At 68.7% G+C, this 13,224-nt stretch carries 12 protein-coding genes; 6 read left to right on the plus strand and 6 right to left on the minus strand.

What is annotated here, in order from left to right:
* Positions 1 to 2: 2 nt before the first annotated feature.
* Positions 3 to 1,871 carry a molecular chaperone DnaK gene (gene dnaK, locus ABIC53_RS10930; RefSeq protein ID WP_274178224.1) on the minus strand — a complete coding sequence of 623 codons (1,869 nt, stop codon included), beginning with the start codon at positions 1,869 to 1,871 and terminating at the stop codon, positions 3 to 5.
* A 329-nt stretch (positions 1,872 to 2,200) separates the two neighbouring features.
* Between dnaK and ABIC53_RS10935 the strand changes: the two genes are divergently transcribed.
* Both ABIC53_RS10935 and ABIC53_RS10940 read left to right on the plus strand, forming a co-directional pair.
* The gene (locus ABIC53_RS10935; protein WP_114589032.1) at positions 2,201 to 2,920 is read left to right on the plus strand and encodes a response regulator transcription factor; all 720 of its coding nucleotides are present in this window, start codon (positions 2,201 to 2,203) and stop codon (positions 2,918 to 2,920) included.
* A gap of 113 nt (positions 2,921 to 3,033) precedes the next feature.
* A complete protein-coding gene (locus tag ABIC53_RS10940; RefSeq protein WP_282501947.1) occupies positions 3,034 to 4,491 on the plus strand; it encodes an MFS transporter in 1,458 nt (485 codons plus the stop codon).
* A gap of 6 nt (positions 4,492 to 4,497) precedes the next feature.
* On the opposite strand, the gene ABIC53_RS10945 is transcribed toward ABIC53_RS10940, so the two are convergent.
* The 3 genes from ABIC53_RS10945 to ABIC53_RS10955 all read right to left on the minus strand — a co-directional run bounded on the left by ABIC53_RS10945 (position 4,498) and on the right by ABIC53_RS10955 (position 7,285).
* Entirely contained in the window at positions 4,498 to 4,944 is a 447-nt protein-coding gene (locus ABIC53_RS10945) for a GNAT family N-acetyltransferase (RefSeq protein ID WP_282501946.1), read from the minus strand.
* A 70-nt stretch (positions 4,945 to 5,014) separates the two neighbouring features.
* Positions 5,015 to 6,682 carry a BCCT family transporter gene (locus tag ABIC53_RS10950; RefSeq protein ID WP_378716914.1) on the minus strand — a complete coding sequence of 556 codons (1,668 nt, stop codon included), beginning with the start codon at positions 6,680 to 6,682 and terminating at the stop codon, positions 5,015 to 5,017.
* Positions 6,683 to 6,760: 78 nt separating this feature from the next.
* Positions 6,761 to 7,285, minus strand: a complete 525-nt coding sequence (locus ABIC53_RS10955) for a MarR family winged helix-turn-helix transcriptional regulator (RefSeq protein ID WP_282501945.1) — start codon at positions 7,283 to 7,285, stop codon at positions 6,761 to 6,763.
* 112 nt (positions 7,286 to 7,397) lie between these two features.
* Between ABIC53_RS10955 and ABIC53_RS10960 the strand changes: the two genes are divergently transcribed.
* Entirely contained in the window at positions 7,398 to 8,018 is a 621-nt protein-coding gene (locus ABIC53_RS10960) for a winged helix DNA-binding protein (RefSeq protein ID WP_354451461.1), read from the plus strand.
* A 69-nt stretch (positions 8,019 to 8,087) separates the two neighbouring features.
* Here ABIC53_RS10960 and dcd read toward each other — a convergent pair whose 3' ends face one another.
* Both dcd and ABIC53_RS10970 read right to left on the minus strand, forming a co-directional pair.
* Positions 8,088 to 8,693 (minus strand): dCTP deaminase, encoded by a 606-nt coding sequence (gene dcd, locus ABIC53_RS10965; protein WP_023952839.1) that lies wholly within the window; start codon positions 8,691 to 8,693, stop codon positions 8,088 to 8,090.
* A 49-nt stretch (positions 8,694 to 8,742) separates the two neighbouring features.
* Positions 8,743 to 9,756 (minus strand): LacI family DNA-binding transcriptional regulator, encoded by a 1,014-nt coding sequence (locus ABIC53_RS10970; RefSeq protein ID WP_112616065.1) that lies wholly within the window; start codon positions 9,754 to 9,756, stop codon positions 8,743 to 8,745.
* A gap of 202 nt (positions 9,757 to 9,958) precedes the next feature.
* Between ABIC53_RS10970 and ABIC53_RS10975 the strand changes: the two genes are divergently transcribed.
* From ABIC53_RS10975 to ABIC53_RS10985, 3 genes are read left to right on the plus strand one after another with little or no spacing between them, the layout of a single operon-like run.
* Positions 9,959 to 11,263 carry an ABC transporter substrate-binding protein gene (locus ABIC53_RS10975; RefSeq protein ID WP_282501943.1) on the plus strand — a complete coding sequence of 435 codons (1,305 nt, stop codon included), beginning with the start codon at positions 9,959 to 9,961 and terminating at the stop codon, positions 11,261 to 11,263.
* 8 nt (positions 11,264 to 11,271) lie between these two features.
* On the plus strand, positions 11,272 to 12,288 hold the full coding sequence (locus tag ABIC53_RS10980; protein ID WP_274178216.1) for a carbohydrate ABC transporter permease: 1,017 nt from the start codon (positions 11,272 to 11,274) through the stop codon (positions 12,286 to 12,288).
* Positions 12,285 to 13,181, plus strand: coding sequence for a carbohydrate ABC transporter permease (locus ABIC53_RS10985; protein ID WP_023952842.1), 897 nt, complete (start codon positions 12,285 to 12,287; stop codon positions 13,179 to 13,181). The genes ABIC53_RS10980 and ABIC53_RS10985 overlap by 4 nt, the downstream gene beginning before the upstream one ends.
* Positions 13,182 to 13,224: the final 43 nt, after the last annotated feature.

A 13,224-nucleotide genomic window follows, 5' to 3' on the forward strand; every position in this document is an offset into this window, starting at 1 on the left:
GATTACTTCTTGTCTTCCTCGTCTTCGACGACCTCGGCGTCGACGACGTCCTCATCGGATGCCGTCGCGCCGGCGTCGCCGGTCGGAGCGTCGGTCGGGGCGCCCTGCGCCTGGTCGGCCTGACCCTGCGCGTAGATGGCCTCGCCGAGCTTGCCCTGCGATGCGTTGAGCTTGTCGAACGCGGTCTTCACCGCTTCGTCGTCGTCGCCCGCGAGTGCGGTCTTCAGCGCGTCGACGTCGCCCTGGACCTCGGACTTGACGTCCTCGGGGAGCTTGTCGGCGTTGTCGGCGATCAGCTTCTCGATCGAGTACGAGAGGGTCTCGGCCTGGTTGCGGACTTCGGCGGCCTCGCGGCGCTTCTTGTCCTCGGCCGCGTGCTCCTCGGCCTCGCGCACCATGCGCTCGATGTCGTCCTTGGGCAGCGACGAGCCGCCGGTGATCGTCATCGACTGCTCCTTGCCGGTGCCCTTGTCCTTCGCCGAGACGTGCACGATGCCGTTCGCGTCGATGTCGAAGGTGACCTCGACCTGCGGGATGCCGCGGGGCGCCGGTGCGATGCCGGTGAGCTCGAACGTGCCGAGCGGCTTGTTGTCGCGCGTGAAGTCGCGCTCACCCTGGAAGACCTGGATCGCGACCGACGGCTGGTTGTCGTCGGCGGTCGTGAAGGTCTCGCTGCGCTTGGTCGGGATGGCGGTGTTGCGCTCGATGAGCTTCGTCATGATGCCGCCCTTGGTCTCGATGCCGAGGCTCAGGGGGGTGACGTCGATGAGGAGGACATCCTTGCGCTCGCCCTTGAGGACACCGGCCTGCAGGGCGGCGCCGACGGCGACGACCTCGTCCGGGTTCACGCCCTTGTTGGGCTCCTTGCCGGCTTCCTTCTTCACGAGCTCCGAGACGGCGGGCATGCGGGTGGAACCACCCACGAGCACGACGTGGTCGATGTCGCCGACCTTGATGCCGGCCTCACGGATGACGTCCTCGAAGGGCTTCTTCGTGCGGTCGAGCAGGTCCTTGGTGAGGTCCTCGAACTTGGCACGCGAGAGCGTCTCGGACAGCGAGACGGGGCCCGAGTCGGTCAGCGAGAGGTACGGCAGGTTGATCGACGTCGACTGCGAGCTCGAGAGCTCCTTCTTCGCCTGCTCCGCAGCCTCCTTGAGGCGCTGCAGGGCGATCTTGTCACCGGAGACGTCGACACCGGTCGTGTCCTTGAACTGCTTGATCAGGTACTCGACGATGCGCTGGTCCCAGTCGTCACCGCCGAGGCGGTTGTCACCGGCGGTGGCGCGCACCTGGATGGTCGAGAAGTCGTCGTCCTTGCCCACTTCGAGGAGCGAGACGTCGAAGGTTCCGCCACCGAGGTCGAAGACGAGGATGAGCTCGTCCTCCTTGCCCTTGTCGAGGCCGTAGGCCAGGGCGGCTGCGGTGGGCTCGTTGATGATGCGCAGGACGTTCAGGCCCGCGATCTCGCCGGCCTCCTTGGTCGCCTGACGCTCGGCGTCGTTGAAGTACGCGGGGACCGTGATGACGGCGTCGGTCACTGTGTCGCCCAGGTACTGCTCGGCGTCGCGCTTGAGCTTCTGGAGGATGCGGGCCGAGATCTCCTGCGGCGTGTACGCCTTGCCGTCGATCGCCTGGGTCTTCCAGTCGGTGCCCATGTGACGCTTGACCGAGGTCAGCGTGCGGTCGACGTTGGTGACGGCCTGGCGCTTCGCGGTCTCACCGACGAGCACCTCGCCGTCCTTGGTGAACGCGACGACCGAGGGGGTCGTACGGAGCCCTTCGGCGTTGGCGATGACCTTGGGCTCGCCGCCCTCGAGGACGGCCACGACGGAGTTCGTCGTGCCCAGGTCGATACCCACTGCACGTGCCATGAGTTGTCTCCTTACTTGCGGTTCTATGGGATCGGAAGTCTGCGGCGGCCCAACCTGAGCCGCGATGACTCAACTGTACTCCCGGCCCGAAATGGTGTCAAGCGAACTTGAGTCAAGGCGTATCAAGTTCCGCATCGCGCCGCGCTGCACAATTTCGTGCGCCTGAGCCAAACCTGAGAAAGACTGAGGCACGATCATCGGTTCCTCCCAGGGGCGCGCTATATGTTGAGTCCACCCATGACAAGAAGCGTGATCCCGAACTCGCCTCTCGTCGACCTCGGACCCGCAATGGGCGGTCGTCGAGCGTTGCGTCGCGCCCGGAGACGACCATGACCCGCACCGCTGTCGTGATCGAGGATGACGACGACCTTCGCAGCCTGCTCACCCAGACCCTCGAGCAGCACGGCTTCGCCGTTCACGCTTTCGCAGACGGGCATGCCGGCGTCAACGCGGTGCGCGCCGTGCGTCCAGACCTGACCACCGTCGATGTCAAGCTCGACGGCATCGACGGGTTCGAGGCGGTCCGCCGCATCCGCGCCTTCTACGACGGATACGTGCTGATCATCAGTGCCGTCGACGACGAGACGGCGACCGTCGAGGGATTCCGCAGCGGCGCCGACGACTACGTCATCAAGCCCTGGCGCCCGTACGAGCTCCGGGCCCGCATCGACGCCCTCATGCGGCGCCCGCGGACGCTCCAGGCGAACGAGGCGGCACCGGGCGCATGGCTCGAAGCCGGCGGCCTGCGACTGAGCCCCGGCTCGCGCCGCGTCGAGCTCGACGGACGCTCCCTCGATCTGACGCGTTCCGAGTTCGATGTCCTGCAGGCCCTGATGCAGCGTCCCGGTGACGTCGTCGAGAAAGCGTGGATCGCGCTCATGCTCCGACGGCAGAGCGGCGCGCACGGCGAGCACGTCAGCCCCCACGACCTTCACGCGGTCGAGGTCCACCTGATGAACCTGCGCCGCAAGCTCGGCGACGACGGCCGGACCGGCCGCTGGATCGAGACGGTGCGCGGCATCGGCTATCGGTTCGCGCGTCGCGACTGAAAAGGGCGTCGACCCCCTTCCCGACGGATACGCTGGCCCCGTCGCGATGACGCGACGTGACGCCGCCGGCCGGCGGCACCGAGTGTTCACGGAGAGGTTCTAGCGTGCCCGGCATGTCACCCGAGACCGATCCGCCCCGTGGGCCCAGCTCCCCGATGTCTTCCGCGCGCGGCGTGCCCGCGCCGCCGACCGCAGCCGACACGCAGGCGCTCGGACGCATCGCCGCCATGCAGGGTCGCGATGTCGACGAGCAGCCGGTCCCCCGCAAGGCCGTCATCTCGTGGGCGCTGTGGGACTGGGCGACGCAGCCGTTCAACTCCGTCATCCTCACGTTCGTGTTCGCGTCGCTGTTCCTCGTGTCGGACTCGTTCCTTCCCGCCGACATCGCGGCACTGCCCGACACCGACCCGGTCAAGGAGGCGGCACTCGCCGAGTTGGCGAGCGGCTACGGCGTCGCCTCGACGGCCGCCGGCATCCTGATCCTGCTGCTGGCCCCGGTGCTCGGCCAGACCGCCGACCGGTCGGGACGCAAGAAGCGCTGGCTCGGGGTCTTCACCGTCGTCCTCGCGCTGCTGCAGTTCGCCCTGTTCTTCACCTTCGCCGACCCGGCCTTCTTCTGGTACGGCGCGATCGTCCTCTCCCTCGGCGCCGTCGTCTCCGAGATCGCGGGCGTCAACTATAACGCCATGCTCGTGGAGGTCTCGACGCCCCGCACGATCGGCCGGGTCAGCGGCCTGGGCTGGGGGCTCGGTTACATCGGCGGCATCATCGCCCTCGCACTGGTGGTCGCCCTCACCTTCGCCGATTGGTTCGGGATGGACACCAGCAACGGTCTCGCCTACCGGCTCATCGCCGTGGGCTGCGGCGTATGGACGATCGTCTTCGCCATCCCCCTGCTGCTGAACGTGCCCGAGCGCACCGCGCCGCACGACACCGAGAAGGTCGGCTTCCTCGCCGCGTACGCTCACCTCGTCACGGACATCGTCCGCCTCTACCGGACCGAGCGCCCGACATTCTGGTTCCTGCTCGCGAGCGCGGTCTACCGCGACGGGCTCGCAGGCGTCTTCGCCTTCGGCGGCGTCCTCGCCGCACGCGCCTTCGGGTTCTCCGCGACCGAGGTCATGGTCTTCGGCATCGCCGCGAACCTCGTCGCCGGCGCCTCGACCATCGTCGCGGGACGATTCGACGATCGCTTCGGCGCGCGCTCCGTGATCGTGGCCACCCTGTCGGGCCTCATCGCCGTCGCGGTGCTGCTGTTCGTCCTGCGAGATGCCGGCTCGATCGTCTTCTGGATCGCCGGGCTCATCCTCTCGGGCTGCGTGGGGCCGGCCCAGGCCGCGAGCCGCTCGCTACTCGCCCGGGTGACGCCGCCGGGGATGCAGGGCGAGATCTTCGGCCTCTACGCCACGACGGGACGCGTCGCGAGCTTCCTGTCGCCCGCCATGTGGTCGTTGTTCATCGCCTGGTTCGGCAGCATCATCTGGGGCGTGCTGGGCATCGCCGTCGTGTTGCTCTTCGGGCTCGTGCTGCTGCTCTTCGTTCGACTGCCGAAGCAGGCCGGCATCCGCTGACCGGGCTCAGGCGGGGCGGCGCATGGGGACGTGCGGGATGTCGTCCTCGGAGAACTCGGGTCCGTTGACCTCGAACCCGAAGCGCCCGTACCACCCGGCGAGGTGCTTCTGCGCGTCGAGGTCGATCGCGGTGCCGGGCCACCGCTCGACGGCGCGCTCGACCGCCGCGCGCATGAGCTGGGCAGACAGACCGCGGCCTCGCGCGTCGGCCGCGGTCGCCACTCGGCCGATGCGGGCGTTTCCCGAGACGTCGCGAAGCAGCCGGAGCGTCGCGAGCACGCGTCCGCCGTCTTCGATCCAGAAGAGTTCGGTGTCGGGCTCGAGGTCGCGGCCGTCGAGCTCGGGGTAGGCCGCGGCCTGCTCGACGACGAAGACGCTCACGCGCAGCCAGAGGAGGCGGTAGAGCGTCTCGGCGGGGACATCGGTCAGACGGGCGGAAGACACCGGAGGCATCCGCCCAGCGTACGACGAAGGCGCCGGACGGTCGTGCCCGGCGCCTTCGCGACGATTCGCTGCAGCGGTATCAGCCGCGCCTGCCGCCGATCCACGGGAAACGCACTCCCCGTTCGTTCGGCTCTTCGACCTCGAGCCCGTAGTGGTCGCCGATCCGCTCGATGAACTGAGCCCGCTCCGCGCGGGCGTACGCACGACGTTCGCGCTGGAAGGCCAGAACCGTCGACCAGCACATCAGCAGCATCACGATCGAGAACGGCAGGGCGATGAGGATCGCCGCCGTCTGCAGCGCCTGCAGGCCTCCGGCCAGCAGGAGCGCGCTCGCGAGGGCGGCGGTGATGACGACGAAGAAGGTGCGCACCCAGCGCGGCGGCTCGGGATTTCCGCCCGTCGCGATCATGCCCATGACGAGCGCACCCGAGTCAGCCGAGGTGATGAAGAAGACGGCGATCAGGACGATGGCACCGATGGTCAGCACACCACCGGCGGGCAGCCCCTCGAGCAGCTGGAACAGGGCGCCCTGCAGGTTCACCGACCCGTCGGCGGCGAGCATCGATCCGGGCTGCTCGAGCTCGCGGTACAGCGCCGAGCCGCCGAGGACGGCGAACCACAGGATGCCGATCAGCGTCGGGACGAGCAGCACGCCCGCCACGAACTGGCGCACCGTCCGCCCCTTGCTGACGCGCGCGATGAAGATGCCGACGAAGGGCGCCCACGAGATCCACCAGCCCCAGTAGAACGACGTCCACTGCGCCTGCCAGGCCTCGCCGGCCGCCCCCTGAAGCGCGCTGACGGTGAAGGAGAGACCGATGAAGTCCTGGATGTATGCGCCGATCGACTGCACCCACTCGCGCAGCAGGAACTGCGTGGGTCCGACGAAGAGCAGGAACAGCAGCAGCAAGCCGGCGACGATGAGGTTGAAGTTGGAGAGCCACTTCATCCCCTTCGTCACTCCCGACAGTACGGAGAAGAGGACGAAGACGGAGACGATCGCGATGAGCCCGATGAGCATCGCGTCGTTCATGGGCGGGAGGCCGATGAACTCGAGCCCGGATCCCATCTGCATGACACCGAGCCCGAGCGAGGTCGCGACGCCGAACAGGGTGCCGACGAGGGCGACCGCGTCGATGACGTTGCCCGCAGCACCGCGAACCCGGTTCCCCAGCAGCGGCTCGAGCGCCCAGCGGATCGAGATCGGGCGGCGGCGGCGATGGATCGCGTAGGCGAGGGCGAGGCCGACGACGACGTACATCGCCCAGGCGTGCACGCCCCAGTGCAGGTAGGTCTGGGTCAGAGCGCTCTGCGCCAGCTGCTGCTCGGTGCCCGTGACGCCGGGACGCGGGTCCACGAAGTGGCTGAGCGGCTCACTCACGCCGTAGAAGACGAGGCCGATGCCCATGCCCGCGGCGAAGAGCAGCGAGAACCACGATCCCGTCGAGAACTCGGGCTCGTCGTCGTCGCGTCCGAGCTTGATGTCGCCGAAGCGGCTGAAGCCGACGAAGATCGCGAAGCCGACGAAGAAGGCGGCGATGAGGACGTAGTACCAGTTGAACGAGTCGACGATCGACGTCTGGATGGCGCCGAAGAACGACTCGGCTGTGGTGGGGAAGATGATCGCGAAGGCGCTGAACCCGACGATGACGACCGCAGCCGGCCAGAACACCCAGCGGGCGATCGTGCCCGGGGTGGACACCGCGGCTATGCGTTCTGCGGGAGAGGGCTGATTCTCGGTGCTCACCGATACAGGGTGTCAGGATACCGACGCGACGCAAAGCGGGGAAGGGCAGTTGCCTGCCGCGATGACACCGGGTATGGCTCAGCCGCGCGGCCAGGCGTCGGCGAGTTTGGTGAGCAGCCGAGCCAGCTCGGCCCGCTCGTCATCGGTGAATCCGCCCAGCGCGCTGCCGAGGGCCGCCCGACGCTCGCCCCGCACGCTCTGTGCGAAGCTGCGCCCCTCGCCGGTCAGCGCGATGCGCGTGCGGCGGGCGTCGTCGGGGTCGGCCTCCCGACGCACCAGGTCGAGCTCGACCGCCTGCTGCACCAGCCGCGAGGCGCGTGGCTGATCGACGCCGATCGCCTCACCGATCTCGCTGACGCTGAGCGGATGGGATGCCGCGGCGAGCGCCTCGAGCATGCGGAGGCGGGCGAGCCCCGCCATCCTGCCGCGTCCCTCGGCGAACGGGCCGCCGTGATGGCCGTGCGGGCCGTGTCCGCCGTGAACGCCGAACGGTTCGTGCGCCTGCGGTCCGCGCTCGACGCCCGGCGCGGGCCGCCGCCGTCCGCGCAGGCGCCCCAGGGCGTCCGCGATGGCATCGATCCGCGGGTCGTCGTCGGCCGTCATGCTTCGAGAATACATGCGACTTGACATGCACCCGCGGTACATGTCATAGTGCATACACATGACAGATGACATGCATCAGAGGCCGGATAGGCCGGCCCACGAAGGGAACACCATGAACAACCACGACAGCACCCCCGAGACGCCCGACACCCGCCCGCGGTCGCTGCCCTTCTGGATGCGCGCGGCCGGAACCGCCCTCGCCGGCGAGATGAATCGGACGCTCGCCGCCGAGGGACTCGACCGCCGAGACTGGGCCGTGCTCGACGTCCTCGCGGGCGAGCGCGACATCCCCGGCCTCGCCGAGCGCGTGCAACGCGGCGGCAAGCGCGTCCACTCCCTCGCGGCTCGCGGCTGGGCCGTCGAGCGCGACGGCGCCTGGACCATCACCGAGGACGGACGTCGCGAGCGCGACCGCATCCACGGTCTCGTGAGCGGTGTCCGCGATCGCGTGCGCGGCGCCGTGACGGACGCGGACTACGCGACGACCCTCGCCTCGCTCGAGGCGATCGCCCGTGAGCTCGGCTGGGACGAGAGCTCACCGCGCCGATTCGGCCCTCGCGGCCGGCACGGTTTCGGGCGCGGCTTCGGTCACGGTCACGGCTGCGGCCCTCGCTTCGGCGAGCACCCGCACCACGGCGACCACCCGCACCGCGGTGAGCACCCGCGCCGCGGTGAGCGAGCCTTCGAGCGCGGCTTCACCGCGGGCTTCGCGGCCGGGCGCAACGCCGCCTGACCCGCGACATCCCGAACGGCGGCCCCGAGGTTCTCCACCTCGGGGCCGCTGTGCATCCCGGAACGGGCGTCAGGCGCCGCGCGATCCGGCGTCGATGGTGCCGACGTCGGTGCGGTGGAAGTTCTGGAAGGAGCGGGATGCCGTCGGCCCGCGCTGTCCCTGGTAGCGGTTGCCGTAGGGGCCCGACCCGTAGGAGTTTTCGCTCGGCGAGCTGAGCTGGAAGAAGCAGAGCTGCCCGATCTTCATGCCCGGCCACAGCTTGATGGGCAGAGTGGCCACATTGGCGAGCTCGAGCGTCACGTGACCCGAGAACCCCGGGTCGATGAATCCTGCCGTCGAATGAGTGATCAGGCCGAGGCGTCCGAGCGACGACTTGCCCTCCAGACGCGCGGCGACGTCGTCGCCCAGGCGCACCTGCTCGAAGGTCGACCCGAGCGCGAACTCCCCGGGATGCAGGATGAACGGCTGATCCGGCTCGACCTCGATCAGACGGGTCAGTTCGGGTTGGTCCTGGGCGGGATCGATGAAGGGGTACTTGTGGTTGTCGAACAGCCGGAAGTACCGGTCGAGGCGCACGTCGACGCTCGACGGCTGCACCATCGAGGCATCCCAGGGATCGAGGCCGATGCGGCCCTGGTCGATTCCGGCACGGATGTCGCGATCACTCAGCAGCACGGACACAGCCTAGAGCGCGACGCCGCCGCTGCCGGCATCCGCGACAGCGTCATCCGGCCCGACGCCCCGCGGGCGGTGCCGTGGTCTGCCGGGCGACCAGCTTCGTCGGAAGCCGCAGGTGCGTGGCCGGCGGCGTCTCGCCGCGCATGAGGGCCAGCAGCATCTGGACCGCGGCCGCCCCCAACCGCCCCATCGGCTGACGCACCGTCGTGAGGGGAACCGGGAGCCGCGTCGCCTCGGGGATGTCGTCGAACCCGACGATCGACAGATCGCGCGGCACCTCGAGCCCGAGCTCGGCGGCGACCTGCAGGATCGCGATGGCCGACACGTCGTTCGCCGCGAACACCGCGGTGGGGCGATTGTCAGCGGAGAGCATCTCGATCGCGACCTCGCGCACCGTCGCCTCGCGATACCGGCCGGCGCCGACGTAGGTCGCATCGAACGGGATGCCGGCGTCGGCGAGCGCTCGGCGGTATCCGGCGTCGCGCGCGATCGACGATCGCAGGTCGGCGCGCCCCGCGATATAGCCGATGCGCGTGTGGCCCATGCCGATGAGATAGGCCGTCGCCTCACGGGCGCCGCCGTAGCTGTCGCTCTCGACGATCGGCACGTCGGCCGGACCCGTGTGCGGGTCGATCGCGACGAGCGGCACGTCGGCGCTCGCCCTGACGACGGTCGGGGTGACCATGATGGCGCCGTCGATGAGCGTTCCACTCAGCCGCGAGAGCGATCGGCGCTCCCACCCCTCTTCGTCACCGCGCGAGCCCGAGTACGCGAGCAGGTCGTAACTGGTGTCACGCAGCGCCTCCCCCACGCCCTTCAAGATCTCGGCGCTGAACGGCTCGAAATCGGCGACGAGCACACCGATGACACCCGTCGAGCGCGAACGCATGCTGCTGGCGATGAGACTCGACTCGTAGCCGAGCTCGGCGACTGCCGCCATGACGGCATCCACGGTCGCCGTCGCGACGCCGTAACGCCCGTTGACGGCCTTCGACACGGTCGACACGGAGACGCCGGCACGCTCCGCAACGTCGTGGATGGTGGGTCGTCGTCGGTCCATGACCGCATGCTAGCCCGAAATGGAAACCGTTTTCGAAAACGTTTGACACCTCTTTGTTGCCCGCGCAAACTTTCGGTGTCCGACAGCACCAGCGAATGTCCGACGACTCCGAGCATCGCCGCTCGGCGGTTCGAGCAGCCCAGCCCGGGCCCGACGCGGCGCGCTCGGCAGATGTCCACTCAACGAAGAGAGAAGGAATCACATGGCACGCACCATCACGGCTCGCCGCAAGGCTGCCGTCACGGCTGCCGTCCTGGCGGTGGGGGCGCTCGCGCTCACCTCCTGCAGCGGCAACGGCGACGGAGGCAGCGCCGACGGCACCGTCGAGATGACCCTGTGGCAGAACTCCACGACCGGCCCCGGCCAGGAGTTCTGGAAGGACGCGATCGCCGCGTTCGAGGCCGAGAACGAGAACGTGAAGATCTCGATGCAGTCCGTGCAGAACGAAGACATGGACGGCAAGCTCCAGACGGCGCTCAACGCGGGCGACCCGCCGGACATCTTCCTGCAGCGCGGTGGCGGCAAGATGGCCGCCATGGTGCAGGCCGGGCAACTGATGGACCTCACCGACCTCATCGGCGACACCGCCAAGGAAGAGATCTCCGAGGGCTCGTTCAAGGCCGAGACCTATCAGGACAAGGTGTGGGCGATGCCGCTCGCAGTGCTCCCCAGCGGGTTCTGGTACAGCTCCGACCTGTTCACCCAGGCCGGCATCACCGAGGCCCCCGCGACGGTCGAGGATCTCGAGGGCGTCGTCGACCAGCTCAAGGCCGCCGGCATCGCGCCCATCGCGCTCGGCGCGAAGGACGCCTGGCCCGCCGCGCACTGGTTCTACAACTTCGCCCTGCGCGAGTGCAGCCCGGAGACGATCGAGAAGACCGGCGACTCGAAGGATTTCAGCGATGAGTGCTGGCTGAAGTCCGCCGAGGACCTCGCCGACTTCGCCGAGCTGCAGCCGTTCAACGAGGGCTACCTCACGACCTCGGCTCAGCAGGGCGCGGGCAGCAGCGCGGGCCTCATCGCCAACCACCAGGCGGGCATGGAGCTCATGGGCGCCTGGAACCCGGGCGTCATCGCGTCGCTCACGCCGGACGAGCAGCCTCTCCCCGACCTGGCGTGGTTCCCCTTCCCCGAGTTGTCGGGTGGCGAGGGTGAGCCCGGCTCGATCATGGGCGGCGTCGACGGATACTCCTGCTCGGCGAAGGCCCCGAAGGAGTGCGCCGACTTCCTGAACTTCCTCGCCAGCGCCGAGCAGCAGGAGGCCTACTACCAGGCCTTCAACGCACCGCCGGTGAACTCGGTCGCGCAGGAGGCGGTCGAGGAGGAGTACCTCCAGGAGGTTCTCGCCGCATACAACAAGGCGCCCTTCGTCTCGCAGTGGCTCGACACCGTCCTCGGACAGAACGTCGGCAACGCGCTGAACGTCGCCGTCGTCGATCTGCTGGCGGGCAAGAGCACGCCCGAGCAGATGATCAAGTCGGTCTCCGACGCAGCGAAGAAGGGCTGATCCGCATCATGTCGCTCAGCGAGACAGCCGTGGCGGACTCCGCCGGCGGCGTGGATCTCGCGGCCCGGGGCGAGGGCGTCACCACGACGCCCTCGCCCTCCCGGCGCCGCCGAGGCCTGGGCTGGTCGGGTCGCCTCGAGATCGCGGTGCTCGTCGGCCCCGCCCTGGTGATGTTCGTCGGGTTCGTCATCTTCCCCGTCGTGATGGCGGCCTACTACGGCTTCTTCCGGTGGCAGGGCTACGGGCCGCCCACCGAGTTCGTCGGCCTGCAGAACTACATCACGATCCTCACCGATCCGACCTTCGTCGAGGCCCTCGGCCACAACGCGATCATCGTCGTGGCATCCCTCGTCCTGCAGGGGCCGGTCGCGATCCTCCTCGCCCTGCTGCTCAACCGCCGCATGCGGGGGCAGTCGCTCATCCGGGTGCTGATCTTCGTGCCCTACGTCATCGCCGAGGTCGTCGTCGGCACGGGCTTCGGGCTCATGCTGCAGACGCAGGGCGCGCTCAACGGGGCCCTCGAGCAGCTCGGGCTGGGCGCGCTCACGCGCGACTGGATCGCCGATCCCTCGATCGCGATCTGGACGCTCATGGCCATCCTGACCTGGAAGTACGTCGGCTTCGCCGTCATCCTCTTCCTCGCGGGCCTCCAGGGAATCCCCGACGAGCTCTACGAGGCCGCCGCCCTCGATGGTGCGGGCTACTGGCAGATGCACTGGCGGATCACCCTGCCGCTGCTCGCCCCCACCCTGCGCATCTGGGCGTTCCTGTCGATCATCGGCGCACTGCAGCTGTTCGACCTCGTGTACATCATCTGGGGTCAGTACGTCGCGTCGACCGCGGGCACCTCGACGATGGCCACCTACATGGTCGTCAACGGCCGCAACGCCGGCAGCTACGGCTTCGGAAACGCCGTCGCCGTCGTCATCTTCCTCATCTCCCTCGTCGTCGCGATCGTCTACCAGCGCTACGTGCTGCGTCGTGACACCGCCGGGGCCATCACCGAAGGGAAGCAGGAGCGATGACCGCCCTCACCTCCCCCGCCACGCGCGCGATCGTCGCGCCGGCACCCACCGGCCGTCGCGGCCGCCGCACGGAGCGCCTGCCCTGGGGCAGCCCCGTCGTGTATTTCGTCGCCCTCGTGGTGATCGCGCTGATGCTCGCGCCGGTGCTGTACATCATCATCGGCGGCTTCCGCAGCAACGCCCAGATCACCGTGGACCCGGCCGGCTGGCCGTCGCCGTGGAACATCGAGAACTACCTGGCGGTGCTGACCGGCTCGCAGTTCTGGCAGCAGGTGCTCAACTCGACCATCGCCGCCGGCGCGACGACGATCGGTGCCGTGCTGCTCGGCCTCATGGCGAGCTACATCCTCGCCCGGTACCGGTTCCGCGGCCGCGGAGTGCTGTACGCCGTCTTCGCCTCGGGCCTGATGTTCCCCATCACCGTCGCGATCACGCCGCTGTACATCGTCATCCGCGACCTCGGCCTGATGAACTCGCTCGCGGGCATCATCCTGCCGCAGATCGCCTTCGCGCTGCCGATGACGATCATCATCCTGGTGCCGTTCCTGCGGGCGATCCCCGACGAGATCCAGGAGGCGGCGTTCATCGACGGATGCGGGCGCCTGTCGTTCTTCTGGCGGATGGTGCTTCCCCTGTCGGTGCCCGGCGTCATCACGGTCGGCATCCTCGCCTTCATCGGCAGCTGGAACAGCTACCTGCTTCCCCTGTTCATCCTCAACAACGAGGCGACCTTCACCCTGCCGCTCGGCGTGCAGGCGTTCTCGTCGCAGTACTCGGTCGACACGGCGAAGGTGCTCGCCTTCACATCCCTGTCGATGCTTCCCGCCCTGGCGTTCTTCAGCCTGTTCGAGCGCCGCATCGTCGGCGGTCTGACCGGCGCCGTCAAGGGCTGATCCCCCGTAGAGAAAGCACGAACTGTGACCCTCACCGATATCT

This window comes from Microbacterium sp. 1262 (genome assembly GCF_040544895.1).
Classification (GTDB): domain Bacteria; phylum Actinomycetota; class Actinomycetes; order Actinomycetales; family Microbacteriaceae; genus Microbacterium; species Microbacterium plantarum.

Excerpts from the sequence above, each read along its gene's own strand:
- dnaK (WP_274178224.1), bottom strand. The coding sequence starts at position 1,871 with ATGGCACGTGCAGTGGGTATCGACCTGGGCACGACGAACTCCGTCGTG.
- ABIC53_RS10935 (WP_114589032.1), top strand. The coding sequence starts at position 2,201 with ATGACCCGCACCGCTGTCGTGATCGAGGATGACGACGACCTTCGCAGC.
- ABIC53_RS10940 (WP_282501947.1), top strand. The coding sequence starts at position 3,034 with ATGTCACCCGAGACCGATCCGCCCCGTGGGCCCAGCTCCCCGATGTCT.
- ABIC53_RS10945 (WP_282501946.1), bottom strand. The coding sequence starts at position 4,944 with ATGCCTCCGGTGTCTTCCGCCCGTCTGACCGATGTCCCCGCCGAGACG.
- ABIC53_RS10955 (WP_282501945.1), bottom strand. The coding sequence starts at position 7,285 with ATGACGGCCGACGACGACCCGCGGATCGATGCCATCGCGGACGCCCTG.
- ABIC53_RS10960 (WP_354451461.1), top strand. The coding sequence starts at position 7,398 with ATGAACAACCACGACAGCACCCCCGAGACGCCCGACACCCGCCCGCGG.
- ABIC53_RS10970 (WP_112616065.1), bottom strand. The coding sequence starts at position 9,756 with ATGGACCGACGACGACCCACCATCCACGACGTTGCGGAGCGTGCCGGC.
- ABIC53_RS10975 (WP_282501943.1), top strand. The coding sequence starts at position 9,959 with ATGGCACGCACCATCACGGCTCGCCGCAAGGCTGCCGTCACGGCTGCC.
- ABIC53_RS10980 (WP_274178216.1), top strand. The coding sequence starts at position 11,272 with ATGTCGCTCAGCGAGACAGCCGTGGCGGACTCCGCCGGCGGCGTGGAT.
- ABIC53_RS10985 (WP_023952842.1), top strand. The coding sequence starts at position 12,285 with ATGACCGCCCTCACCTCCCCCGCCACGCGCGCGATCGTCGCGCCGGCA.